General features: G+C 61.2%; 23 protein-coding genes. 9 read left to right on the top strand and 14 right to left on the bottom strand.

Annotated features, from left to right (window positions below; translation table 11 throughout):
* Positions 1 to 69: 69 nt before the first annotated feature.
* From AB1E34_RS20630 to AB1E34_RS20600, 7 genes are all read right to left on the bottom strand, one after another.
* The gene (locus AB1E34_RS20630; protein ID WP_372574202.1) at positions 70 to 972 is read right to left on the bottom strand and encodes a DMT family transporter; all 903 of its coding nucleotides are present in this window, start codon (positions 970 to 972) and stop codon (positions 70 to 72) included.
* A gap of 4 nt (positions 973 to 976) precedes the next feature.
* Complete coding sequence (locus AB1E34_RS20625; RefSeq protein ID WP_372574201.1) at positions 977 to 1,873, bottom strand: NAD(P)-dependent oxidoreductase; 897 nt, start codon at positions 1,871 to 1,873, stop codon at positions 977 to 979.
* Between the two features lie 18 nt (positions 1,874 to 1,891).
* On the bottom strand, positions 1,892 to 2,920 hold the full coding sequence (locus AB1E34_RS20620; RefSeq protein WP_372574200.1) for a Gfo/Idh/MocA family protein: 1,029 nt from the start codon (positions 2,918 to 2,920) through the stop codon (positions 1,892 to 1,894).
* Between the two features lie 7 nt (positions 2,921 to 2,927).
* Entirely contained in the window at positions 2,928 to 3,875 is a 948-nt protein-coding gene (locus AB1E34_RS20615) for a phytanoyl-CoA dioxygenase family protein (protein ID WP_372574199.1), read from the bottom strand.
* 16 nt (positions 3,876 to 3,891) lie between these two features.
* Positions 3,892 to 5,520 (bottom strand): TRAP transporter large permease, encoded by a 1,629-nt coding sequence (locus AB1E34_RS20610; RefSeq protein ID WP_372574198.1) that lies wholly within the window; start codon positions 5,518 to 5,520, stop codon positions 3,892 to 3,894.
* A complete protein-coding gene (locus AB1E34_RS20605; protein WP_372574197.1) occupies positions 5,520 to 6,368 on the bottom strand; it encodes a TRAP transporter small permease subunit in 849 nt (282 codons plus the stop codon). The genes AB1E34_RS20610 and AB1E34_RS20605 overlap by 1 nt, the downstream gene beginning before the upstream one ends.
* A gap of 330 nt (positions 6,369 to 6,698) precedes the next feature.
* Positions 6,699 to 7,718, bottom strand: a complete 1,020-nt coding sequence (locus tag AB1E34_RS20600; RefSeq protein ID WP_372574196.1) for a TRAP transporter substrate-binding protein — start codon at positions 7,716 to 7,718, stop codon at positions 6,699 to 6,701.
* Between the two features lie 185 nt (positions 7,719 to 7,903).
* On the opposite strand from AB1E34_RS20600, the gene AB1E34_RS20595 reads away from it, so the two are divergent.
* On the top strand, positions 7,904 to 8,590 hold the full coding sequence (locus tag AB1E34_RS20595; RefSeq protein WP_372574195.1) for a GntR family transcriptional regulator: 687 nt from the start codon (positions 7,904 to 7,906) through the stop codon (positions 8,588 to 8,590).
* Here the strand turns inward: AB1E34_RS20595 and denD are convergent.
* Together denD and AB1E34_RS20585 are read right to left on the bottom strand one after the other, a co-directional pair.
* Positions 8,560 to 9,537 (bottom strand): D-erythronate dehydrogenase, encoded by a 978-nt coding sequence (gene denD / locus AB1E34_RS20590; RefSeq protein ID WP_372574194.1) that lies wholly within the window; start codon positions 9,535 to 9,537, stop codon positions 8,560 to 8,562. The two genes, AB1E34_RS20595 and denD, sit on opposite strands and share 31 nt — an antisense overlap.
* Positions 9,534 to 10,550 carry an NAD(P)-dependent oxidoreductase gene (locus AB1E34_RS20585; protein WP_372574193.1) on the bottom strand — a complete coding sequence of 339 codons (1,017 nt, stop codon included), beginning with the start codon at positions 10,548 to 10,550 and terminating at the stop codon, positions 9,534 to 9,536. The genes denD and AB1E34_RS20585 overlap by 4 nt, the downstream gene beginning before the upstream one ends.
* A 13-nt stretch (positions 10,551 to 10,563) precedes the next feature.
* Here AB1E34_RS20585 and AB1E34_RS20580 point away from each other — a divergent pair, with 13 nt between their 5' ends.
* The 5 genes from AB1E34_RS20580 (at position 10,564) to AB1E34_RS20560 (ending at position 15,795) form a co-directional block, all read left to right on the top strand.
* Positions 10,564 to 12,360 carry an IlvD/Edd family dehydratase gene (locus AB1E34_RS20580; protein ID WP_372574192.1) on the top strand — a complete coding sequence of 599 codons (1,797 nt, stop codon included), beginning with the start codon at positions 10,564 to 10,566 and terminating at the stop codon, positions 12,358 to 12,360.
* A gap of 7 nt (positions 12,361 to 12,367) precedes the next feature.
* Positions 12,368 to 13,321 (top strand): 2-hydroxyacid dehydrogenase, encoded by a 954-nt coding sequence (locus AB1E34_RS20575; protein WP_372574191.1) that lies wholly within the window; start codon positions 12,368 to 12,370, stop codon positions 13,319 to 13,321.
* 175 nt (positions 13,322 to 13,496) lie between these two features.
* Entirely contained in the window at positions 13,497 to 14,204 is a 708-nt protein-coding gene (locus tag AB1E34_RS20570; RefSeq protein WP_372574190.1) for an FCD domain-containing protein, read from the top strand.
* Positions 14,205 to 14,226: 22 nt separating this feature from the next.
* Positions 14,227 to 15,159: a sugar kinase gene (locus AB1E34_RS20565; protein ID WP_372574189.1), complete on the top strand. Its 933-nt coding sequence runs from the start codon at positions 14,227 to 14,229 to the stop codon at positions 15,157 to 15,159.
* A 72-nt stretch (positions 15,160 to 15,231) separates the two neighbouring features.
* The gene (locus AB1E34_RS20560; protein ID WP_372574188.1) at positions 15,232 to 15,795 is read left to right on the top strand and encodes a DUF4202 domain-containing protein; all 564 of its coding nucleotides are present in this window, start codon (positions 15,232 to 15,234) and stop codon (positions 15,793 to 15,795) included.
* A 10-nt stretch (positions 15,796 to 15,805) separates the two neighbouring features.
* Here the strand turns inward: AB1E34_RS20560 and AB1E34_RS20555 are convergent, their stop codons facing one another.
* Genes AB1E34_RS20555 through AB1E34_RS20540 form a run of 4 tightly spaced genes read right to left on the bottom strand, consistent with a single transcriptional unit; the run spans position 15,806 to position 19,335 of the window.
* Entirely contained in the window at positions 15,806 to 16,243 is a 438-nt protein-coding gene (locus AB1E34_RS20555) for a nuclear transport factor 2 family protein (protein WP_372574187.1), read from the bottom strand.
* A gap of 52 nt (positions 16,244 to 16,295) precedes the next feature.
* A complete protein-coding gene (locus tag AB1E34_RS20550) occupies positions 16,296 to 17,330 on the bottom strand; it encodes an ABC transporter substrate-binding protein (RefSeq protein WP_372574186.1) in 1,035 nt (344 codons plus the stop codon).
* A complete protein-coding gene (locus AB1E34_RS20545) occupies positions 17,300 to 18,673 on the bottom strand; it encodes a sensor histidine kinase (protein WP_372574185.1) in 1,374 nt (457 codons plus the stop codon). Before AB1E34_RS20545 ends, AB1E34_RS20550 begins: the two co-directional genes overlap by 31 nt.
* Positions 18,670 to 19,335 carry a response regulator transcription factor gene (locus AB1E34_RS20540; RefSeq protein WP_372574184.1) on the bottom strand — a complete coding sequence of 222 codons (666 nt, stop codon included), beginning with the start codon at positions 19,333 to 19,335 and terminating at the stop codon, positions 18,670 to 18,672. The genes AB1E34_RS20545 and AB1E34_RS20540 overlap by 4 nt, the downstream gene beginning before the upstream one ends.
* A 105-nt stretch (positions 19,336 to 19,440) precedes the next feature.
* Between AB1E34_RS20540 and AB1E34_RS20535 the strand changes: the two genes are divergently transcribed.
* The 3 genes from AB1E34_RS20535 to AB1E34_RS20525 all read left to right on the top strand — a co-directional run bounded on the left by AB1E34_RS20535 (position 19,441) and on the right by AB1E34_RS20525 (position 22,538).
* Positions 19,441 to 20,424: a Bug family tripartite tricarboxylate transporter substrate binding protein gene (locus tag AB1E34_RS20535; RefSeq protein ID WP_372574183.1), complete on the top strand. Its 984-nt coding sequence runs from the start codon at positions 19,441 to 19,443 to the stop codon at positions 20,422 to 20,424.
* Between the two features lie 85 nt (positions 20,425 to 20,509).
* On the top strand, positions 20,510 to 21,013 hold the full coding sequence (locus AB1E34_RS20530; protein ID WP_372574182.1) for a tripartite tricarboxylate transporter TctB family protein: 504 nt from the start codon (positions 20,510 to 20,512) through the stop codon (positions 21,011 to 21,013).
* Between the two features lies 1 nt (position 21,014).
* Complete coding sequence (locus AB1E34_RS20525; RefSeq protein ID WP_372574181.1) at positions 21,015 to 22,538, top strand: tripartite tricarboxylate transporter permease; 1,524 nt, start codon at positions 21,015 to 21,017, stop codon at positions 22,536 to 22,538.
* 97 nt (positions 22,539 to 22,635) lie between these two features.
* Here AB1E34_RS20525 and yghX read toward each other — a convergent pair whose 3' ends face one another.
* Positions 22,636 to 23,523, bottom strand: coding sequence for a YghX family hydrolase (gene yghX / locus AB1E34_RS20520; RefSeq protein WP_372574180.1), 888 nt, complete (start codon positions 23,521 to 23,523; stop codon positions 22,636 to 22,638).
* Between the last annotated feature and the right edge of the window lie 311 nt (positions 23,524 to 23,834).

The raw sequence follows: 23,834 nt of genomic DNA, 5'->3' as shown, positions 1-23,834 counted from the left end.
GGGGTTTCAGGCGCTGTGCACTGCGCCGGGCGGTCCGGAAGACACCCCGTGCCCTATTTGGATGGCGCATTAAGTCACTGCGCCAGCAGGTCGACCTCGCCTGCGTTCCCGTTGCCAGATGATCACGCCGGACAGAACGATCAGCGCCGCGCCCAGCAAGGTCGCGGTATCGGGCAGCTGATCGAACACGATGTAGCTGGCGATCGTCAGGTAGATGAGAAAGCTGTAGGAAAACGGCATCAGCACGCTTGCAGTGGCAAAACGATGGGCGCGGGTCAGAAACTCGTGCCCGGCCCAGGCGCACAGACCCAATGCCGCCCAAAGCGTCAGGACCAAAGGATCGGAAGAGGGCTGCCAGATTGCAATGGCAAACGGCGCGAGCAACACCGTCCCCACCGCGCCGGTAAAGAACTGCATCGTCCGGCTGCTGACCTCACCCGCCAGATGCCGGGTCAGCAGGGCATAGATCGCAAGGCCCGTCGCGTTCAGGATCGCCAGCGGTGCCGCCCAATGGAAATCGGCGCCAAACGGATTGATGGCCACAAGCACGCCAACAAACCCCAGCAGGATCGCACCCCAGCGCCAGGGGCCGACATGCTCTCCCAGCAGTGGGACGGACAGCAGGCAGACGATGATCGGGGCAGAGAACATGATTGCCGAGACAAGCGTCAGCGACAGGTAGGTCAGCACAAAGAAGTTCCCGACCGTCGCCAAAGCCAGCGCCGCCGCCCGAAGCGTCAAGAGCCCGAAATGCCTGCGAATGGGCGCAATCGGCCCCAGCCCGCGCAGCCCCGCCTCGCTGAGAGAGATCACGAAATGGCCCGCATAGCGCAAAAAGGCCAGCTGCAGCGCTGGTAGCCCCAGAGCCAGCATCCATTTGACCGAGGTATCGACGACAGAAAACAGCAGATAGGCCGTCAGCATCATCACGATGCCCAGCGTCGGTCGGTCAGAGAGCACCGGGGCAGCCAACGTCTCAGCCCGGCTTGGTCGCGAAACGCGCCACAAAATGGTCGAGCATCTGGCTGACCATGTCATCGCCGCGCCCCTCGTCCACCGCTTCGCGCAGCGCGCCCAGCGCCGCCGGAGCCATCTGCGAGGAAACCCCCGCATCACGCGCCATCTGGTCGTAATAGCCCACATCCTTGGCGGCGTTCTTGATGGCAAAGGCCAGCATCGCCGGGTTGCCATCAACCCCGTAGGCCTTGACGAAATCCATCATACCGGAATGCAGCGGCCCGGCGGCCATCACGTCGTAAACGCTCTGGCGCGGCACACCGGCGATATCGGCCATGGCAAAGGCTTCGGCCATGGCATTGGCCACGGTCATGCCGAAGAAATTGTTGATCAGTTTCGTGGTGTGGCCCGCGCCCAATTCACCCAGATGAAAGACGTTCTCGCCCAGATCATCCAGCACCGGCTTGACCCGATCATAAGCCGCCTTGTCCCCCGCCGTCATGATGTTGAGCTGCCCCTCCAGCGCATGTGAGGGCGTCCGGCCAAGCGGCGCATCCAGATAGCTGCCTCCGGCGTCGGCAACCTCCGCGCCCAGCGCCCGCGTGCTGGCGGGCAGCGAGGTGCCGAAATCCACCACCACAGCGCCGGGCCGCAGCCCGGCGATCACGCCCTCGGGGCCACGCATCCGGGTTTCGACACTGGCCGACGTGTCCATACACAACATCACCACGTCGCTGGCTTCGGCAACTTCCCGCGCCGTGCCAACCTCAGCCGCACCGCGCGCCACCGCCGCATCGACATTGGGGCGAGACCGGTTGGCGGTAACCGTCACGCGATAGCCCCGATCCTGCAGCCGGTTGACCATGGCCGAGCCCATAAGACCGAGACCGATAAATCCGATGTCAGGTTTGTTCATTTACAGCCCTCCCAGGCGTTAAGATTTTGCAAATTCAGGCATATGCGCACCCTTGCGGGTCTTGATATCGGTGGCCAGCAGGGCCTCGATCCGGCAGGTTGCCTCAAGCGTCCGGCTGGCATCTTTCAGGTTGATGACCGGCTCGGCACCACCACCTATCACATCGACAAAGTGATCGAGCTGCGCCTCAAGCGGGACAGCGCTCTGCACCGGCAATTGCGCGGGCTGCGGTGCTTGCGACCAGTCCCTCGCACCGGTCCAGAGCGTCAGCGACGGGAAGGAAACAGCGCCTTTCGTGCCGGTGATCCACCACATGTCCTGACCGCTGCTCGCGATGTTGGGGTTTTCAGCCGTTGCCGCCTCGAACCCCCAGGGGCTTGGCGTGGTATCGGCAAAGCTGATCGTCCCGCAAGCGCCGGACTCGAACCGAAGCGCCACAGCTCCGCTTTCCACCCGCGCCCCGTCGCGCTGATGATCCGCGCCAAAGCCGCAGATATCGGTGATCTCACCCAGCACGAACCGCAGTAGGTCGATATCATGGACCAGATTGATCATCACCGGGCTGCCCTCGGACTGACGCCAGAGCGTATTGAAATAATCATCCGGCTTTCGCATCGACCAGATCAGCGTCGAATTCACCGGATCGCCGATGGCACCCGAAGTGATCACCTCGCGCAGTTGGCGCACAGCCGGGTGATAGCGGCGGTGATGTCCGACGAGACAGCGCACATTTGCCCGCGCCGCGACCTGCGCCAGTTCATGCGCTTGTTCCACCGTGGTCGCCACAGGCTTTTCAATCAGCATGTGCCAGCCACGCGCGGCGCAATGCGCGCCCTGTGGGTGATGCAGCCCGGTCGGCGTTGCAATGATCGCGCCGTCAACCTCGACATCGACGTCAAAGAGATCCTGAAAGAACGGTGCCGTTCCATCACCGCGCGCCGGGTCAGCATCGACCACCCCGGCAAGACGGCAACGCGGATGCTGGCGCACGGCCTGCACATGACGGCTGCCGATCAGCCCGGCCCCTATGACGAGAATGCGCTTCACCTGTCCCTCATGCACAGAACGGCGCATCCGCTGGCCAGCGGTGCTGCGGCATATGCGTGGTATTGGCAAGATGGTGGCGGGCGTCCTGCCAGCTTAGCAGCCACATGCGCCAGTCCTTCAGCTCGGTTTCCGGGGCAGCACGAGACCGCGCGACAAAATCCGGGAACTGGGGTCGCCCCGTCGGTTGCCCCGTCACGTTGTAGCGAATATCGAAAGACCAGCGATACCCGTCCGACTGGTTCGGCCCGGCGCTATGGGGCGTATATGGGTCAATCAGGATGATCCCCCCTGCCCCGATCTCGGCCGGCACCGCGCGCGACGCATCAAGATGACCGGGCGCGATGGCGGTCTGACCTTGCGGGCAATGCGGCAGCATTTCAGCAGGCGGATTCGGGATCAGTTGCAGGCATCCATTCCTGACATTGGCATCCGTCACCGCGATCCAGACGGTCACGAAATCGGTCTCGTCAGCTTCTTCAAGTGTCACACCCTGATCCTGGTGCCAGGCGGTAGAGACGATATGCGCGCGCGCCTCATCGCCGGGGACCTCGCGCTGCGGAGGTTTGATCCGTACATGCTGGATCGGGTTCGATGTGATCTCTCCTCCGATCAGCGTTTCGACGATGTCCAGAATGCGCCGATGGGTCAGCAGATCGAACACGGCGGGACCGAAATGCATCGGCGTGTCTTCGGTAATCCCGTCATGGGGCAGGCTGATATCCATTGGCTGGAACCACTCCAACCCGGCAGCGCGGATGCGATCCAGTTTCTCCCAGAAGCTCCATCCGGAATCGGGCGCGGGCAAAAGACCTTCGCGCTGCCAACCCGCGTAGAGTCCATCCAACAGCCCGGCATATTCGGCTTGCACGGCATCAAGTGTCACCGTGTCGATCACGTTTTCAACAACCAGATATCCATCTTGCCGGAACTGGCGGATTTGGGTTTCGGACAGCATGAGACGCCCTCCCTCTCTAAAGCAGTACAGTCACGATGGACGGCCAGATCAGCAGCACCGCCAGCGCCACAAGCTGCACACCGATAAAAGGCAGGAAACCGCGGAAGATATCGGTCAGCGAGATATGCGGCGGGGCCACGGACTTGAGATAAAATGCCGCCGGTCCAAAGGGTGGAGACAGGAAACTGACCTGCATGTTCATACAGAACAGCACCCCGAACCAGATCGACACATGCTGCGGGCTGAGCTGGCCGATGAAGCCGATCTCTTCGATGGGCAGGCGTTGCACGATGGGCAGGAAAACCGGGATGATCAGCAGAACGATCCCGACCCAATCCATGAATGCCCCCATGAAGAGCAGGATCAGCATCATGGTCAGCAGCACCAGCATCGTCGGCATTTCGGCACCCACGATCAGATCGGCGATATAGCGCGGACCGCCCGCAAGCGTATAGGCCCCCGAGAGCGCGGCCGCGCCCACGGTAACCCAGATGATCGTGCCGGTTGAGCGCAGCGTACGCATCAGGCTGTCCCAGACCAGCGCAACCGAGGCCTCACCCCGAAAGAGAGCGATGATGAACACCGCCATCGCGCCCATACCAGCGGCTTCGGTAATCCCGGTGATCCCGCCATAGATCGAACCAAGCACCACTCCGATTACCGTGAATGGCGGCACCAGTCCCTTGCCATGCTGCCAGCCGAGCTTTGATCGCTCGCGCCCGAAGATGACAAAGATCAGCGCCAGCCCGAAGACAAAGCTGATGGCCAGCCACGGGATGTGATGCGGCATGCCCATCGCGATAGGATCGACATTCTCGCCCAGCGCTGCGTTCTGGCCAGTGAGCGTCAGGAACCCGACCCGCACCAGCAGCAGGGCCGAGACCCCTGCCAGAAGGATAGACAGAAAGGCCGCAAACATACCCAGCTTCTGCACCCCTGTCGGATCGCCGGGCTGCGGTTCGGGCAGCGGCGCGTCCTCGGGCCGCAACTGGGTCCGGATCACGATATAGAGGATGATGAAACTGGCCAGCATGAAGCCCGGCACAAAAGCCCCGGTAAAGAGCGCCTTGATCGATGTTTCGGTGATCAGCCCGTAGATGATCAGAACAATCGACGGCGGGATCATCGTGCCCAGCGAGCCTGACGCACAGATCGTGCCGATGGCCAGGTTCTGATTGTAGCCCAGCCGCAGCATCTGCGGCAGCGCAATCAGGCCCAGCAGCACAACCTCACCGCCGATGATCCCCGACATGGCCGCCATGATCACCGCCATCAGCGAGGTGACAATCGCAATCCCGCCGCGCACCCGGCTGAGCCAGAAATCCAGCGCGTTATACATCTCTTTGGCGATGCCGGATCGTTCCAGCAGTGCCGCCATGAAGATGAACAAGGGCACGGATATGAGCACATATTCCGTTAACAGATCGAATATCTTCTGGGTCAGGATGTAAAGCGCGCCTGTGCCGGGCCGCCCGGTCAGCATGCCTTCGCCAAAGCTGAGCGGGTTGAAGATCAACTCCGGCTCGAATTTCATGATCATAACCGCGAGCGCCAGCACCGCCGAGGCAAAGCCCAGCGGCATCCCGATCGCCAGCAGAATGATCAAGCCAAAGACCAGAACAAGCGAGATCGTTCCTACATCCATCAGTCAGACCCCACGCTGCGTTTGATTGCTTCAAGTTCTTCTTCGTCGATATCATCCGCCGCCGAATGCACCGTCGGCTCCAGGTTCCAGTCGGCGATCAGGTTGATGAAGGCCTGCAGGGCGACCAGCACTATGGTGATAAGAACCATGGGCTGCATGGTGGCAGGAATGGGCGGGTCGAAAGCGGTCCCGAACATCTCCCATTTGTAGAATTTCGTAACGAACACCTGGTGGTAGCTGCCGAAGACCAGAAAGAAGGCAAAGACCGCCAGCAACACGACCGAAATCGTGTCAAACAGTTTCTGCATCCAGCGCGGTGCCAGGTCATAGATAATGAAGATCCGGATATGACTGCGCTGCTGCATGGCATAGATGCCCGAGGCCATGAAGACGAACCCCGCAATCCACAGCGTAAGCTCATTCGCCCAGAGCGTCGGAGCCTCGATCACGTAGCGCAGGAACACCTCATACAACATCACGCCGGTCATCGAGATGATCATCATCATCGTGACCCGGCCGATGAACAGGGCGATCCGGTCGATCGAGCGCCAATGCGGGTACTCCATCGGCGCGACCTTCACATTCAGACAACCGATCACAAAGATGATCGGGATCAGCACCAGCGCGGCCCAGTCCAGCGCATCGGCGAACCCGCCGAACAGCCCCGGCAGGCCGGGGGTCACATCCTTGCGCTGATGCAATTCGCTCATCTGGTCGAACAGGCTGGGATTGTCTGGCGGGATGAAATCCAGAAGGTAGGCGGGCGTATGCCAGATCGCCCAGCCCGTGCAGATCAGAAAGGCCAAGGGGATCACCCACTCCCAAAATCCACCGGTTTCCTCGTCCAAGACGTCCCCTCCCTTTCTTATGTGATCTCATTGTGCCGGATAGAATCTGAGGCAGGCACAACATCCAGCGTGCAGGCCTCGGGCGTGAGAATGCCCACCCAAGCCACCGGCAACCGGATCACTTGTTCGACTAAAGCACTCTTGGCCAAAGCCGCGTTTCCGAGGCAAAAACACGCGCCCCAACCGGACATGTTACAGCACATGGCTGGTGATCCCGGTGATCTTCATCCTGCGCCAGTCTGCTTAGAAATGGGGGCAGATTTCGGGTGGTCCGGCAGGGCATTTTTGCCCTGCCGCCCGTCGCACCCCGTGCAAGGCACGGGTGTCGGGTTACATCGCACCCATACCGGTCAGGAACTCGATATGGCTGTTCAGCAGCTCCTTGGATTCCGGCGTGGTGGCAAACTCTGTCCAACCGGCCTTCACCGCCTGGCGGAACTTGGCAAGCTCTTCGGGCGACCACTCATAGAGGTTCACACCCTGATCCCGCAGCAGCTTGGCGTTCTGCGCGTTCTTGACCTCGTTCAGAGTGGCATTGTGCAGCGCCAACGAATCCATGGCCACTTCCATGATCGCCTTGTGATGGTCGGGCATTGCCTCCCACACATCCATGCGGCAGGCCAGATGGTCGGCGGGCATCGAATGGAAGCCGGGATAGTTGGTGTGCTTGGCAATGTCGTAGAGACCCAAACCGATGTTGTTGGTCAGGTTGGCCGCATCCGCACCATCAATGATACCGGTTTCCAGCGCGGTGAAAATTTCGTTGAAATCCATCACGATGGGCGAGGCGCCGAGATTCTTGAACACCAACGTCGCCATGCCCGGAGGTGAACGGAACTTCCAATCCTTGAAGTCTTCGACACCGCTGATCGGCTTGGTCGAGGACAGCGATTCAGGCCCCGGAATCCACCAGCCGATGAACTGCATGTTGTGGCCGTTATAAAGCTCGTTGATCTTCTCACGACCGTCGCCATGCAACAGCCACGCCATCTGCTGATAGGGGTTGGCATAGCCGCCCATCAGGTCGCCCGCGAACTGGAATGCCGGGTTCTTGCCGGTCTGATAGGCCCCGCCGGTCATGTCGCAATCGAGAATGCCTGTTGCAGCCGCATCAAAGGTCTCAGCCGATTTCACAACGGCAGAGGAATAAAACATCTCGATTTCAATCTCGCCATTGGACATGGCGGTCACGTCATCGACGAATTTCTTGGCCAGTTGGCCAGACAGCGTCTCGGGTGAGAAATGGGTCTGGATGCGCAGCGTGGTGGTCTCTGCCGAGGCCGAAAGCGCCGCTCCAACCGATAAAGCCGCAGCCGATGCCACAACCGAAAATGTCCTGAGTAATTTCATTATGTCCTCCCTGGTTTTTTAGATTCGACGGACGGCTCCTCTTCCCTCCGCTGAATTTGGTATGACTAAACTAGTCAGGCCCCGATTTTCTGACAAGAAAATTGTGCGGTTTTTGAAAATTTCGTAAATCCAGTTGTTTCCCGAAATTTTTTAGATATTTTAAACCGGCAATTTGGAGCAGATTCATGACCACGACGCCCTCGCTTCATGACATTCTGCGCGACCGCGTTGTAAATGGAGAATTCGCGCCGGGACAACGGCTTAGGCCGGAAGCGTTGCGAAAGGACTGCGATTGTTCCGCCAGCGCGGTACGCGAAGCGCTGTTCCGCCTGTCCACCGTGGGGCTTGTCGATTTTCAGGAGCAGCGCGGCTTTCGCATCCCGCAGCGATCACCGGCGCTGCAGCATGATCTGACCCAATTCCGAATCCTTCTGGAATCGGAAGGGGCGTGCCGGTCGATCCGCATTGGCGGTGTCGCCTGGGAGGCGCGCCTGACGGCGGCGCATCACAAACTGTCCCATATCGAAAGCCGCATCGGCGATGGCATGGGCGCGCCCAAACTGTTGACGCTCTGGACCGAGGCGGAGTTGGAGTTCCACCAGACCCTGATCGAAGCCTGTGGTTCGGACGTTCTCAAACAGACCCATGCGCGGATATACCAACAGTTCCGCCAACAGATGATCAGCAGCGACCGGGAGTTTTCCTATATCGCGGAAAACGTCGAAGAGCATCGCGGGATTCTCGAAGCGGCGCTGGCGCATGACGAGGCCCTCATCCGGCAGCGCATCCACAATCACCTGTCGCGTAACCTGCTGCCCTCCGAGGACAGTCCGGCCGATATTCAGGCGCCGTCCATGTCATCGGCCATATAGACCGCAATGATCTCGTCATAGCTGCGCTCGGCCACAAACCCCAAATCATGCGCCCGAACGGTGTCGAAATCACGCGGCCACCCTTCGACGATGCGCATGATCTCAGGGTCTGGTTCATGGCGGATCAAATCGACCGCTGATTGCCCGGCGGCCCGGCGCAGCGCCTCTATCTGCTCAGCGACCGTGCAGCTGAGACCCGGCATGTTGAGCGCCCTTCTTCCCTCCAGACGGCCCAGATCCAGAGTTGTGGCATGGGTCAGAAACCCCGCTGCTGATCGCGGCGAGGCATGCCAGTGACGCACGGTGTCGGGCACCGGCAAGATCGCAGTCTGACCATTGAGCGGCTCACGGATGATCGAGGAAAAGAAGGACGAGGCAGCCAGATTCGGCTTGCCGGGGCGCACCGTGATCGTGGGCAGACGGATCGAGATGCCCTCAAGGAACCCCTTGCGGCTGAAATCGCTCAGCATCGCTTCGCTCACGGCTTTCTGCGCGCCATAGCTGGTTTGTGGCGCCGACAGGAACGTGTCGTCGATCTTGTCGGGATAAGGCCCACCGAACACCGCAATCGACGAGGTAAAAACCAAACGCGGACAATAGGTTCCGCCACTTGCCGCGTGTTCAGCCTTGATGGCGCTCAACAGGTGCCACATGGCGAACATGTTGACCTGCCACCCTTTGTCGAAGTCGCGCTCGGCCTCGCCCGAAACAATCGAAGCGAGATCGAAGATCACGTCAGGGCGCGCCTGGATCAGCGCTGCGGCCGCGCCCGTTTGCGCCAGATCGCCGGTGACCTGAACCACGCCGTCGGGGGCTGACCCCGCAAATGCAAGATCGTGCAAAGTGATCTGCAGGTCGCGATCACCATTCAAACCATCTGCCATCAGGCGCGATAACAGCTTCTGCCCGACCATGCCGCCGCCGCCAAAGATCAGGACCTGTCTCATGATTTCAATCCATTCAGGTCCAGCAATTCCTCATACAGGCCCGAATGATCGCGCTCGCCGCCATCCAGATCGGTCACATATCGTTGGAACCGGTCGCGGATTGTGCTTGCCGTGGGCAGCACGAGGCTCAGGCCACCTGCCTCTGCCAAAGCGTTATCCAGATCCTTGACCTGCAAATGCGAGGGCCCGCCTGGCGAGAAATCACGCGCACTCATCCGGGCGCCATGTTGTTGCAGGATGGTGCTGTCGGCAAACCCGCCTTTCAGCGCGTCGCGCACCACCGCCACATCCGCCCCGCCAGCCTCCAACAGCAGCGTGGCTTCGGCCACGGCGCCGATGGTGATGGCAACGATGGTCTGATTGGCCAGTTTCGCCAGTTGCCCCGCGCCCGTCGGCCCCACATGCACGGGCCGCCCCATCGCCTGCAGGACAGAGCGGGCGTGCTCCAGAACCTCGGGCGCGCCCCCTACCATGATGGCAAGGCTTGCCTGCTCTGCCCCCCGCGTCCCGCCCGAGACGGGCGCATCCAGCACCTGAACGCCGATCTGTTGCAAACTGGTCGCCAGCGCCCGCGCCTCCTCGGGTTTGGTGCTGGACATGTCGATCCATATCGCGCCCTGCCCCAATGTCGCGCGCAGATCCTCCTGCCCGGCAAGAGCCAGGACCGCTGCGCCATCCGAAACCATGCTGATCACGACATCCGCCCCAGCAACCGCATCAGCCGCGGATGCGGCGACCCGCGCGCCGAAGGCGGCCAAGGATGCGGCCTTGTCCGCGCTGCGGTTCCAAACGGCAATGTCAAAGCCGGCAGAACATAAGTTCCGCGCCATCGGAAACCCCATCAATCCCGTCCCCAGCACCGCGACTTTCAGTTCTGATTGCATGTCCCGCTCCCTTTCCCGGCCCGACCATATGGAATCTCCGCCAAGACGCAGGCCTAAATTCGCCCTTGCAGCCCCGCGCCGCTTCCTGTCTGATTGCGCTAACGTCAAATTTGGTCCGACAAAACTCATGGGAGGGGAAATCATGGCGAAAGTAAAGCCCGAAGACCTGCGGTCACGGCAATGGTTCATGAACCCGGAAAACCCCGAAATGACCGCGCTCTATCTTGAGCGCTATCTGAATTACGGGCTGACGCGGGAAGAGCTGCAATCGGGCAAGCCGATCATCGCCATTGCCCAGACCGGCAGCGACCTGAGCCCGTGTAACCGGCACCATCTGGAACTGACCAAACGGGTGCGCGACGGGATCATCGCCGCAGGCGGCACGCCGCTGGAAATACCCGTGCACCCCATTCAGGAGACCGGCAAGAGGCCCACGGCGATGCTGGACCGCAACCTTGCCTATCTGTCACTGGTCGAGACGCTGTTCGGCTACCCAATCGACGGGGTGGTGCTGAATATTGGCTGTGACAAGACGACACCGGCGCTGCTGATGGCCGCCGCCACGGTGAACGTGCCCGCCATTGCGCTGAGTGTTGGGCCGATGCTGAACGGCTGGTACCAGGGCGAGCGCGCCGGGTCGGGAACAGTGATCTGGAAAGCGCGCGAATTGCTGGCCGCCGGTGAGATCGACAATGATGAATTCATGGAGATTGCTGCCGCTTCGGCCCCCTCTGTGGGCTATTGCAACACGATGGGCACGGCAACCACGATGAATTCGCTGGCCGAAGCGCTTGGTATGCAACTGCCCGGCGCGGCCGCCATTCCGGCGCCCTATCGCGAGCGCGGGCAAATCAGCTATGAAACCGGCAAACGCATTGTCGATATGGTCTGGGAGGACTTGCGCCCTAGCGACATCATGACCCGCGCGGCCTTCGAGAATGCCATCGTGATCAACTCGGCCATTGGCGGTTCGACCAATGCACCCATCCACCTCAACGGCATCGCCCGGCATCTGGGCGTGCCGCTGGATAATGAGGACTGGCAGTCAGTGGGCCATCAGGTGCCATTGCTGGTCAACCTGCAACCCGCCGGGAAATACCTGGGTGAAGATTACCACCGCGCCGGGGGCGTGCCGGCAGTGATCGGAGAGTTGCTGGAGGCTGGGTTGCTGCCGCACCCCGAGGCGATCACCGCAAACGGGCAAAGCATGGGGGACAATTGCCGATCTGTGCGCTCGGGCCATGCAGATGTCATCCGACCGTTTGCTCAGGCGTTGAAACCCGAAGCGGGGTTCATCAACCTTAAGGGTAACCTGTTTGACAGCGCGATCCTGAAGACCAGCGTCATCAGCGCGGATTTCCGCGCCCGCTACCTGTCGAACCCGGATGATCCGAATGCCTTCGAAGGGCGCGCGGTGGTCTTCGACGGGCCGGAGGATTTTCATCACCGGATCGATGACCCAGCAGAAGAGATTGACGAGACCTGCATCCTGTTCATGCGCGGCGCCGGCCCCAAGGGCTATCCCGGCGGGGCCGAGGTGGTGAACATGCGCCCCCCCGCCTATCTGCTGAAACGGGGGATCGACGCTTTGCCTTGTGTCGGCGACGGGCGGCAATCGGGAACCTCCGGCTCTCCGTCCATTCTGAACGCTTCGCCCGAGGCGGCGGATGGCGGCGGCTTGGCGCTACTGCGGACGGGAGATCGGGTCAGGTTCGACCTGACCAAAGGGACGGCGGATATGCTGGTGGAAGAGGCGGAACTGACGGCGCGCAGGGCGGATTTGCAGGCGCAGGGTGGCTATCCCGTCCCCGATAGCCAGTCGCCCTGGCAGCAGTATTTCCGCGAGCTCGTGCAGCCTTTCGACAAGGGCATGGTGTTGCGGGATGCGCCAGAGTATCGAGACATTTCAAGGAAATCGCTGCCTCGAGACAATCATTGAAGCCCAGATGAGCGACCTTCTTGTTCTCGCCCCGCTGACCGAGCACATGCACGCCTTACTAGAGGCAGACTTTACCCTGCATCGCGTATCGGACATGGCTGATCCGCAGCGCTGGTTGGACGAGAATGGAGCAGGCATCCGATACGTGTTGACCGACGGGCATTTGGGCCTGCCTGCCGCCTATCTGAACGCCCTGCCCGCGCTAGAGCTGATTTCGAGCAATGGTGTCGGGTATGACGCGATCGACACCGACGCGGCTGTACGGCGCGGGGTGCTGGTCACGCACACTCCGGATGTGCTGAACGAAGAGGTCGCCAGCACGGCCTTGCTGCTCTACCTGTCCTGCTATCGCAACTGGGAATCGCAAATGGCACAGGCGCGGACAGGCCGGTGGCAAACAGAGGGCGAACTGCCCCTGGCCCTGAGCGCAGATGGGCGAACCGTCGGCATTCTGGGATTGGGCCGTATTGGTATGGCAATCGCTCGAAAGCTCGAGGCATTTGGCTGCACCATTTGCTACACGGCGCGTGCGCGCAAAGATGTTGGCTATGCGTTTTATGACGACCTAGTCAAGCTGGCCCATGTCGTGGATGCGCTGATCTGCGTGATACCGGGCGGGGCGGCCACGCGGCATATGGTGAACGCCAAGGTAATCGCCGCACTGGGACCTCAAGGCGTTCTGATCAATGTCGGACGCGGTTCTGTAGTCGACCAGGCGGCTCTTGTGGTGGCACTGCAGGAGGGTCATCTTGGCTGGGCGGGACTGGATGTGTTCGAGAACGAACCTCACATCCCTCAAGCCCTGCGCACGCATCCATGCACCATCCTGACTCCGCATATTGGCAGCGCCACCGTGGAAACGCGTGCCGCGATGGGACAATTGGCGGCGGAAAACCTCCTGCTGCACAAGCGCTCCGGTCAGGTCAAATCTCCAATACCGGAATGCGCCTCGCTGCTTTAGCGGGTGCGTAACCTGTTGGCTGCTCTTTTTGGTATAACCAAATCTAGAAGAAGTCTGAGAAACCTCTCGATATTTTGTCCATATTGCATTTCTGGCGCCTATTTTGTATGACAAAATGAGGCGTTTCGCCAACTCCGCCAGCCGGGGGGGAGCTCGTGAGACAGGAGTCACAGATTTGAAGACAGGCGCAAGGTCGGGTCGGGCTGCTGACCAGATCGTTCAGTCACTGGAAGACAGGATCAGATCCGGCCGCTTGGCGGACGGTTACCCGTTGCCCTCGGAACGCGAATTGATGGAAGAGTTCGACATCTCGCGCACGGTGGTCCGTGAGGCGGTGCAGACATTGTCGAGCAGGGGCCTGGTCGAGGCCCGGCCTCGGTTCCGACCTGTAGTGCGCAAGCCAGGCTTTGACACCGCGATTGAAACGATCAGCGGCGTGGTCGGGCATCTGCTGGACCAGCCGGGCGGCGTGCGCAATCTGTTTGAGACCCGCATCATGGTCGAGGCCGCCCTGGTGCGCCAGGCCGCAAAAGACGCGACCCGCGATGACATCGCGGCGCTCAAATATGCGCTGGACGAAAACCGGATGGCCATCAACGACTCCGAGTTGTTTTATGTGACCGATACCCAATTCCATGCTGTGTTCTTCAACATTTCGGGCAATCCGGTACTGCCTGCGGTGCAACGCGCCTATACCACCTGGCTCGCGCCGCAATGGAGGCGCATGCCACGGCTACCCGAACGCAACCAGCGCAATTACGAGGCGCATAAGGCGATCTTCGGGGCCATCCTGATGCGCGATCCCGACGCCGCCGAAGCCGCCTTGCGCGACCACCTTGCCGAAGCCTGGGCACAGGTACGGGCCACATTTGGCGATATCTGACCCCGACGGAGAAACCCCGACAATGACGCCCAAGCGTACCATCCGCAGGCTCGCCTGCATCGGCGAGGTGATGATCGAACTGTCCACTGATCCACAGGGCCAAACCCGGCTGGGTATCGCCGGGGACAGCTACAACACTGCCGTTTACCTCAAACGCCTATTGCCCGGGGCGGACAGGACAGTCTCGTATGTGACGGCGCTTGGGACCGATCGGTTTTCTGCGCGCATTCTGGGCGACATGGCCGCGCACGGCCTGGACGCGACGCATATTGAGCGGCGCGCCGACAAGTCCCCCGGTCTCTATGCCATCGACACTGATGAGAGTGGCGAGCGCAGCTTTACCTACTGGCGCTCGGATTCCGCCGCGCGCACGTTATTTTCCGCACCCTGCAAGGTCACGCCGGATGTGCTTGATCAGTTCGATCTCGTCTATCTTTCAGCCATCACGCTTGCGATCCTGCCGGATGGAGTTCGCGCCCTGCTCGCCGAGCGGATCGACAGGTTCCGCCAGGCGGGGGGCTGGTTTGCCTTTGACAGCAATTACCGGCCTACGCTGTGGGAGGATACCGAAGCCGCGCGCGACTGGACCATGCGGTTCTGGAGGTCGTCCGATCTGGCGCTGCCCTCGGTCGATGACGAAATGGCGCTGTTCGGGGAGCGCAACGAAAACGCGGTTCTGGCCCGATTGGCCAAAGCGGGCGTGACACGTGGCGCACTGAAACGCGGGGCCGAGGGGCCGTTGAACCTGACCGACGGAACGGTGCCGGAGGGGCTGGCGCAGGTCGATCAGGTGATCGACAGCACAGCCGCCGGTGACAGCTTCAACGCGGGCTATCTGGCGGCCATTGCCGAGGGCAGATCGGATCAAGAGGCGATGCAGCGCGGGCACAATCTGGCAGCGCGGGTGATCGCGCATCGCGGCGCAATCATTCCGCCGGACGCGATGACGGGTTAGCGCATCTGGACAAGCCCGAAAAACGCTGCGCCAATGGGGCCGATTACAAGACAGTCACAGCCGGAGCCCGCCATGACAACTGCCCTCACCCGCGTGATCGACGCTATCGACGCTGCCAATGCCAAAGACCCGCGCCAGGATGAGGGTCAGCCCGAAGCGCTGCTTTATGGTCAGCGCATGAGCGAGGAACTGGCGCGTCTGTTCTCCGATGCTTCTGAACCGCTGCAGATCGCGGCGCGCGGCCAGCATGTGGAACGCTGGAAACTGGCGCGCAATGAGTATCCCGAAGGCCGCGCCGGGTATCTGGCCTGGCGGCGCGCGCAGGCCGAACATCATGCGGAGGTGGTCTGTGCCCTGATGGAGGCCGAGGGCTATAGCGTCGAAGATACCGATGCCGCGGGCCGGATGCTGCGCAAACAGGGCATCAAGCGCGACACCGAGGTGCAGGCGCTTGAGGATGTGATCTGTTTCGTGTTCCTGAAATGGTATTTCGCACCTTTCGCCGAGAAACACTCACCGGAGAAGATCGAAAGCATCGTGCAGAAAACCGCGCGCAAGATGTCATCTGAAGCGCGCGCGCGGGTGCTGAGCGAGTTCGATCTGCCCGCCCCTCTGGCCGCCGCGTTTCAGGCATAGCTGGTACAACTCAGCTTGTGTTTGCACTGGACCAATAGGCCACCATCTTTTCGATCTTGCCCTGATCGTCGAAATCGAAAACATCGATGATATGCATTACCTTGCCATCGGACTGCGCCGTAAAGGCAAAGGCCGCCGCGTTGCCCGCAACGCGCACCGGGCCGTCCAGCGCGGCCTTGATCCGGTGCAGAAAAGGGCCATTGGCGAAAAAGTCGCGCAACGCATCGCGCCCCCGGATCGGAGGTGTGCCCAGCGGGTCGAGCGCAAGCGTGTCCGCCGCGAACAGCTCGACCACCGCATCAAGATCGGCACGGTTGAGCGCGGCTATATAGCGTTCGACAACACGGGTGCGATGGGCCACGTCAGCCGGGCTGACACTGGCAGCGCCAAGCCGGGCCTCTATGGTCAGGGTGCCTTTGGGCGGGGTGGTGTCGCCATTGCCTGCCATCAGTTTTCTCCCGCTATGACAGGCCCCTTCTACAAAGTTTGCGCGACCTCTGTCACCACCGCATCGCATCGCGCCATTCCGACAGAAAGGCCCGGCGCTTCAGCCCGTCGAGATAGACCAGCAGCCCCGGTCCCAGCCGGATCGGGCGGCGGGTGGCGCTGACCGCGCCTTCCGGTGCGGGAAAGCGGGGGAACGGGTAATAGTCAAGCTCGGCAGGCCCCCAGGCCGCGCGGATCAGGTGGTCGATGAACAGGCCCGCCGCCTGCGCGTTGGGCGCGTCACGCAGGATCGCAGCGGTGCGCAGCATCATGATCGTGTAATCCTGCAACTCGACGATGCGGATACCGTCGGCAAGGTCGGTGCGGGCGGCGGCGTAACTGCCCAGCACGTTATAGGCCATGGCAATCTCACCGGTGGCCACCTTCTCGATCATTTCGCTGGTGCAGCAAAAGAACCGCGTGCCGAGATTGCCCATCACCTCGGACAGCCGCCAATAGCTTTCCGAGGCGCGCGCGTCCTGCGTGGCAAACAGATAGCCCGCCCCGCTTTGCGAGATGTCATATGTGCCGATACGCCCCCGGAACCGGTCTTCGTGATCGCGCAGCAGGCGGATCAGGTCCTGCCGTGTTTGCGGGATGTCGAGCCCCTCGAAGGCGGCGGGCGAGATGACCAGCGTCACGGTTTCCTGCGAAAACGCAAAGAGGTGATCGCGCCAGTTGCCCCAATCCGGCACCAGATCGGTGGCCGCCGAACTATAGGGCTGGGTGTAGCCGTCATTGGACAGCTTGGTCTGCAGGTCCATGGCCGAAGACAGAACCAGATCAAACGGCTCGCCGCTCTGTACCGCCTTCATAAGCTCGGCGCTGCTGGCGACCACATAATCGATGGCAATCTCGGGATTTGCGGTGACAAATGCGGCCAGGAACGGCTCGAACAGGTCGATATCGGTGGTCGAGATGATGCGCAGCCGGGCGTCGGCATCGGGATCGCCGACGATCAGTTCGCCTTCGATTTCATAGGCATGCAGCGCGCTGACAAAGCTAAGCCAGAACGCGATCAGGAGGCCGGGAACCACAGCGTGACGCATGCGCCATCTCCTTTGTTTTCAAGGGTAAGCCTGCCGCCATGCGCTTCCAGAACCTCGCGGGCAATGGTCAGACCGAGGCCCGAACCAACCGTGCCACCGGCATTGTCGCCACGCGCAAAGCGCTCGGTCATGCGGTGCAGGGCCCCCTCGGGGAAGCCGCCAGCGTGATCGCCGACCATGATGAAGCAATGGGACATCTCGCGCCCGATACGGATATCCACGTCGCTATCGGGGGCGGAGTATTTGATCGCATTGTCCAGCACGTTGCGCAGGGCGTTTTCGATCAGCACGGCATCGCCCTGCACCTGCGGGGTACCCTCACTTTGCATCGAAAGCCCGATATCGCGCAGATCGGCAACCGGGCGCAGCCGGTCGACCAGTTCTTCGGCCAACTCGGTGAGCAGCACCCGCTCCTTTTCCAGATGATCGGTGCGGAAGGTGACCATCGCGTGATCCAGCAACTGACCGGCGGCACGCGAACTTTCGTCGAGAGCGCGGATCATCTCTTTGATTGCGGCGCGGTTTTCGGGGCGCTCGACACGTCTGAGCGCGATCTCGGCCTGCGTGCGCACGGTGAAGAGCGGTGTACGCACGCGATGCGCTGCTTCGGCGATGAAATCCTCGGACCGGGACAGGGAATAGCGCAGCCGGTCTATGAAAGAATTGAGCGAGGTGACCAGCGGCGCCATTTCCTGCGGCACCGGCCCCTTGACCGGACGCAAATCCTTTGGGCCGCGCCGTGACACGGCGCCTGCCAGATCGCGCAGCGGTCGCAGGCCGAACTCGGTGGTCAGCACGGCCAATAAAGCGGCCAATACAAAGAACCCGATGCCCACCGCCGCGCCCCGGCGCGAAACCTGCGCAAGGGTGTGCATCAACCCCTGCCGGGTCTGGGCGACCGAGACCGTGACCATGATCGGCGTACCCGCAACCGACAGGCGGCGCTCAGCCGTGGCCATGCGCACTTCGGTCCCGGCATAAGGCGCGGTGATGTAGCCGCCATCGCGACCCGGATCACCGGGATCGGGCAGATCCTCATAGCCGGTCAAAAGCTGACCATCGGCCAGAATGCGATAGAACACGCGGTCTTCGCTGACATTGCCCAGCATCGACAGCGCGGCATAGGGCAGATCGACGGAAATCTCGCCATCGCGCACCGTCATCGTATCGAGAATTGAGGTCACGCTGGCCATCAGGATGCTGTCCTGCGTGTCCTGCGCCACGTTGCGGGCCAGATTAGTCACCAGCAGAACCAGCACAGCCGCCAACACGGCGGAACCGAGCACCAATTGCCCGATCAGGCGGCGGCGGATCGAGCCGCTGATCTGCGCCATGCGGCTCATGCGCGGGAAATCCTGTAGCCCATACCGCGCACCGTCACGATCTCGACATTTGATCCCGCCAGATGCTTGCGCAACCGGCCCACATAAACCTCGATCGCGTTGTCCGAGACATCCTCGTCATAGCTGAACAGCCGGTCCACCAGTTTGGGCTTGGAAAAGATACGGTCCGGCGCGCTCAGGAAAATTTCCAGCAGCCTTAACTCCTTGTTGCGCAGGCTGACGCGGCGGTCGCCCACGGTGAGCGTCCCGGCAAGCGGGTCGAAAGTGACATCACCGAATCGCTGGACGGTCGATGCGCCGCCTCCACGCCGCCTGAGAACCGCACGGCAACGGGCCTCAAGCTCGGAAAAGTCGAAAGGTTTGGTGATGTAGTCATCCGCGCCAAGATCCAGAACACTGACCCTGTCCGACACCGCAGAACGCGCGGTCAGCACGATCACCGGCGTTTCGTTGCGGGCCTGCCGATGCGATTTCAAAAAGTCGCGCCCATCGCCATCGGGCAGCATAATATCCAGCAAAATCAAATCGTAATCAGCCGCCTCGGCAAAGGCGCGCGCCTGTTCGACGTCAGGTGCATGATCCACAACATGACCGTCCAGACGCAACCGGTCCAGCACCGCGGAGGCGAGCGTCATCGAGTCTTCTACCAGCAGGAACCGCATGTCCGGGCTACGCCTTTGTCCTTCGCGACAGGTTTGTGTCAGCTTTGCATGTTTGTCTTCTAGTGATGGGCGGCCAAGCCGCCTTTTGTCAAACGGGAGGACACCATGACAAAACTGAACGTGACCCGCCGGGTCATGATGGCTGCAACTGTGGCCGCGCTGAGCTTTGGGGGCCAGTCGGCAATGGCGGAGCAGGTGGTGGACAGCATCCATTTCCTCATCCCTGGCGGCGCGGGCGGAGGTTGGGATGGCACCGCACGCGGCACTGGCGAAGCACTGACCAAGGCAGGGCTTGTGGGCACCGCATCTTACGAGAACATGTCAGGCGGCGGCGGCGGCAAGGCGATCGGGTATTTGATCGAGAATGCCAACAGCCAGCATGGCACGCTGATGGTGAACTCGACTCCCATCGTGATCCGCTCGCTGACGGGCGTATTCCCGCAGAGCTTCCGCGATCTGACGCTGGTGGCAGGCACAATCGGTGACTATGCAGCGCTGGTGGTTCCCGCGGATGGCGACATTCAGGACCTGAACGGCCTGATCGAAGCCTTCAAAGCAGACCCCAACGGCACGGCCGTGGGCGGTGGCTCGGTTCCCGGTGGTATGGATCATCTGGTGGCGGCCATGGTGATGGAATCCGCCGGAGCGGACCCCGTTGCCATGAAATACGTGCCTTATGATGGCGGTGGCGCCACCATGGCGGGCCTGCTCTCGGGCGAAGTTCAGGCGGTGTCTACCGGGTTCTCGGAAGCGGTGGAACTGGCCAAAGCCGGTGAGGTCCGCATCATCGGCGTGACCTCGGACGAGCGTGTGGACGCCTACCCCGACGCGCCGACCATGAAAGAACAAGGCAACGACACCACCTTCGTGAACTGGCGCGGCTTCTTTGCTGCCCCCGGCCTGCCCGAGGACAAGCTGGCCGCCTACCAGGCCGCGATCGAGGCGATGTACGCGACACCCGAATGGGCAGAAGTGCGTGACCGCAACGGCTGGGTCGACATCCACAACAATGGCGACGACTTCAAGGTCTTCCTCGAAGGTCAGGAACAGACCATTGGCGATCTGATGAAGAAGCTGGGCTTCCTCTGATCCGGGCTTAAGCCACTGACTCAACAGCGCCCGGGGCACCAAAATCCCCGGGCGTTTTTTTAAAAACAAAGGGAGGGACACCGAGATGGCGCTGGATCGCTGGATCGCCTTTGTCATTCTTCTGGTCTGCATGGCCTATGGCTATGCTGCCTATTTCACCATGGACGGGGTCTTGCCGCCGATCATGCAACGCAGCCCGATCTGGCCATCGAGCTTTCCCAAGGTTCTAGCCGTGGGTGCCATCCTGTTCTCGCTCGTGATTGTTCTGGGGCTTGAAAAAGCACCCGAGAAAAAAGACGCCGCTGATATCAACCTGTCTCGTCTGGGCGATTACAATGTAGGGCAGGCGCTGATGCTGCTGGGGCTGATGGTCGCCTATGCGCTGCTGCTGCGGCCGCTGGGCTTTCTGGCGTCAACCTTCCTGTTCCTGTTTCTGGGATCTTTCATTCTGGGCGAGCGGCGGTTTGTTCTGATGGCGATGGTCGCCGCCATCGCCGCAGGCTGCGTCTGGTATCTGGTCGACGCGGTTCTGGGTATCTTCCTCAGCCCGCTGCCCGATTTCATAAACACTGCAGCGAGCGGAGGCTGACATGTTTGAAGGCATTATGACGGGTCTCGCGACGGCCTTTACATTCACCAATATCATGATGGTCATTGGCGGCTGTCTGATCGGGACTTTCATCGGCATGTTGCCGGGTCTTGGCCCAATGTCGATCATCGCGATCATGATTCCGGTGGCGATCACCATCGGTGATCCCTCAACCGCGCTGATCCTGCTGGCGGGGGTCTATTACGGGGCTGTCTTTGGCGGCTCAACCTCTTCGATCCTGATCAACGCGCCGGGGGTCGCATCAACCGTTGCCACCAGCTTTGACGGCTATCCGCTGGCGCGCTCGGGTCAGGCGGGCAAGGCGCTGACAGTCGCTGCGATCTCATCCTTTGCGGGGGGCTCCATCGGGGCGATCCTGCTGATGATCTTCGCGCCCATGCTGGCCTCGGTGGCGCTCTTGTTCCACTCGTCAGAGTATTTCGCCCTGATGGTGGTCGGGCTCTCGGCCATTGCGGCGTTCGCGGGCACCGGACAGGTGGCCAAGGCGCTGCTGATGACCTTCCTCGGGCTGATCATGGCCACTGTGGGCGAAGGCGTGCTGTTCAACATGCCGCGTTTCACTATGGGGATCATGGACCTGCAATCTGGCTTCGGCTTCATCACCCTGGCCATGGCGATGTTCGCCCTGCCCGAAGCGATCTATCTGGTGCTCGACCCCAGCCGCTCGAAAACCGGTGATGGCGAGGATGGTGGCAAAATCACCAATCTACGCATCAACCGCGAAGAGGCGAAAAGCATCGCGCCGGTGATCGGACGCCAGTCATTGCAAGGCTTCTTCATCGGTGTTCTGCCCGGCGCGGGCGCAACCATCGCGTCCTTCCTCGGCTACGCGGTAGAGCGCAACATCGCGCCCAAAGAAGAGCAGGAGCAGTTCGGCAAAGGCGCGATCAAGGGCATCGCGGCACCCGAAAGCGCCAACAACGCCGCCTGTACCGGATCTTTCGTGCCTCTGCTGACGCTGGGTATTCCCGGTTCGGGCACCACGGCGATCCTGCTCGGCGCGTTGATCGCGCTCAACGTCTCGCCCGGCCCGCGCCTGATGGTGGATGAGCCGCAAATCTTCTGGGCGGTCATCATCTCGATGTATCTTGGCAATCTGGTTCTGCTGATCCTGAACCTGCCGCTGATCCCCTATATCGCCAAAGTACTGGCGGTTCCGCGCAACTTCCTGATCCCGTTCATTTTGTTCTTTACCCTGATGGGGGCCTATATCGGCCAGAACAACGCAACCGAGTTGCTGCTACTCGTGGGCTTCGGCATCTGCGCCACGATCCTGCGCTTTGCTGACTACCCGCTGGCGCCGCTCTTGATCGGGTTCATCCTTGGCCCGCTGCTGGAGAACAACTTCTCTCGCGCGATGCAGCTTTATGACGGGATGGGGTTCATCTGGTCGCGCCCAATGACGCTAGGGCTGCTGATCTTTGCGGTGATCCTGGTGGTGTTGCCCAGCTACCGCGCCCGCCGCGCCCGCGCCCGCGCCGAAGGGGTGGCCGACGGCGATTGATCCGGGTTTCCGACGCATTGGAAGGGGCCGGCGCAAGCTGGCCCCTTCTTGTTTGGACACGGCAAGGCAGAGCGATGGCCCGTCAGCCGCTTTCAAGTCATTTCAGATAGGTATTGAACCAGTCGATCGTCCGGTCCCAGGCCAACTCGGCCATGGCTTCGTCGTATCGCGGCGTGCTGTCATTGTGGAAACCGTGGTTCGCCCCCTCGTAGATATACGCCTCATAGACGTTGCCATTGGCTTTCAGGGCCGCTTCGAAATCAGGCCAACCCGCATTGATGCGCTCATCGAGTTCACCCATCTGGATCAATAGTGGCGCCTTGATTTTTGACACATCATCCGCGGCAGGCTGACGCCCGTAGAACGGCACCCCGGCGGCAAGCTCCGGGTAGGCCACCGCGATGGCGCTCACAACACCTCCGCCATAGCAGAATCCGACCGCACCGACCTTGCCGGTGCTGTCCTCGCGCGCCATCAGATATTCGAAACCGGCGAAGAAGTCGTTCATCAACTCGGTCCGGTCAACCGTGCGCTGAAGCTCGCGACCATCCGCATCATTGCCGGGATAACCGCCGACCGAGGTCAGCCCGTCCGGGGCCAGTGCCATGAAACCGGCCTTGGCGAGGCGGCGGGCCACATCCTCGATATAGGGGTTGAGCCCGCGATTCTCGTGAATGACCAGAACGGCCGGCAAGGGCCCCTCGACCCCGGCAGGGCGCACCAGATAACCCCGGACGTCCCCGGTGCCATTGGGCGAGGGATACATGACATACTCTGCGTGGATATCAGGGTCATTGAACGATACCTGCTCGGCCAGTGCGTAGTTGGGACTGAGCATGTTCAGCAGCGCGACGGCGGTCACGCCACCGGCCGCAAACTTGCCTGCGCGATCTAGAAATTCACGTTTGGTGATCTTTCCGTGGGCGTAGAAATCATAGAGATCAAGAAGTTCCTGATCGAAGTCTTTTGCGGTCATGCGGGTCATGACACGTCCTCCTGGGTTCAGTTTGACAAGGTGATCTTTCTGAAAAAGTGAGGGTATTGCGGACCAGTCTACAAGAAGACGTCGACGCTGTGTGTCTTAAGAAGCCTCCATGTTGCGGAAATCCTCCTGCGACGGGATGGAGTCATAGATCATACGAATGGAGCGAAAGCGGCTCGGATCCGCATTCAGGTCGAAAATACCCACACAATCGAACGCCTGCTGCCCTCCGTCGCTGATGGTTCTGCTATCGCTGAGAGTCACGGCGGCGCAGGTGCACCGGTTACATCTGCAGGCATACGCGACACGAAAAA

Source organism: Ruegeria jejuensis (assembly GCF_041537905.1).
Classification (GTDB): domain Bacteria; phylum Pseudomonadota; class Alphaproteobacteria; order Rhodobacterales; family Rhodobacteraceae; genus Ruegeria_C.
Note: the sequence above shows the minus strand (reverse complement) of the source record. Positions and strands in the feature narration are given on the sequence as shown.

Coding starts and splice junctions, on each gene's coding strand:
- AB1E34_RS20600 (WP_372574196.1), bottom strand. CDS start 7,718: ATGAAATTACTCAGGACATTTTCGGTTGTGGCATCGGCTGCGGCTTTA.
- AB1E34_RS20530 (WP_372574182.1), top strand. CDS start 20,510: ATGGCGCTGGATCGCTGGATCGCCTTTGTCATTCTTCTGGTCTGCATG.
- AB1E34_RS20615 (WP_372574199.1), bottom strand. CDS start 3,875: ATGCTGTCCGAAACCCAAATCCGCCAGTTCCGGCAAGATGGATATCTG.
- AB1E34_RS20545 (WP_372574185.1), bottom strand. CDS start 18,673: ATGAGCCGCATGGCGCAGATCAGCGGCTCGATCCGCCGCCGCCTGATC.
- AB1E34_RS20565 (WP_372574189.1), top strand. CDS start 14,227: ATGACGCCCAAGCGTACCATCCGCAGGCTCGCCTGCATCGGCGAGGTG.
- AB1E34_RS20535 (WP_372574183.1), top strand. CDS start 19,441: ATGACAAAACTGAACGTGACCCGCCGGGTCATGATGGCTGCAACTGTG.
- AB1E34_RS20550 (WP_372574186.1), bottom strand. CDS start 17,330: ATGCGTCACGCTGTGGTTCCCGGCCTCCTGATCGCGTTCTGGCTTAGC.
- AB1E34_RS20540 (WP_372574184.1), bottom strand. CDS start 19,335: ATGCGGTTCCTGCTGGTAGAAGACTCGATGACGCTCGCCTCCGCGGTG.
- AB1E34_RS20595 (WP_372574195.1), top strand. CDS start 7,904: ATGACCACGACGCCCTCGCTTCATGACATTCTGCGCGACCGCGTTGTA.
- yghX (WP_372574180.1), bottom strand. CDS start 23,523: ATGACCCGCATGACCGCAAAAGACTTCGATCAGGAACTTCTTGATCTC.
- AB1E34_RS20575 (WP_372574191.1), top strand. CDS start 12,368: ATGAGCGACCTTCTTGTTCTCGCCCCGCTGACCGAGCACATGCACGCC.
- denD (WP_372574194.1), bottom strand. CDS start 9,537: ATGAGACAGGTCCTGATCTTTGGCGGCGGCGGCATGGTCGGGCAGAAG.
- AB1E34_RS20555 (WP_372574187.1), bottom strand. CDS start 16,243: ATGGCAGGCAATGGCGACACCACCCCGCCCAAAGGCACCCTGACCATA.
- AB1E34_RS20525 (WP_372574181.1), top strand. CDS start 21,015: ATGTTTGAAGGCATTATGACGGGTCTCGCGACGGCCTTTACATTCACC.
- AB1E34_RS20580 (WP_372574192.1), top strand. CDS start 10,564: ATGGCGAAAGTAAAGCCCGAAGACCTGCGGTCACGGCAATGGTTCATG.
- AB1E34_RS20585 (WP_372574193.1), bottom strand. CDS start 10,550: ATGAGTTTTGTCGGACCAAATTTGACGTTAGCGCAATCAGACAGGAAG.
- AB1E34_RS20560 (WP_372574188.1), top strand. CDS start 15,232: ATGACAACTGCCCTCACCCGCGTGATCGACGCTATCGACGCTGCCAAT.
- AB1E34_RS20625 (WP_372574201.1), bottom strand. CDS start 1,873: ATGAACAAACCTGACATCGGATTTATCGGTCTCGGTCTTATGGGCTCG.
- AB1E34_RS20610 (WP_372574198.1), bottom strand. CDS start 5,520: ATGGATGTAGGAACGATCTCGCTTGTTCTGGTCTTTGGCTTGATCATT.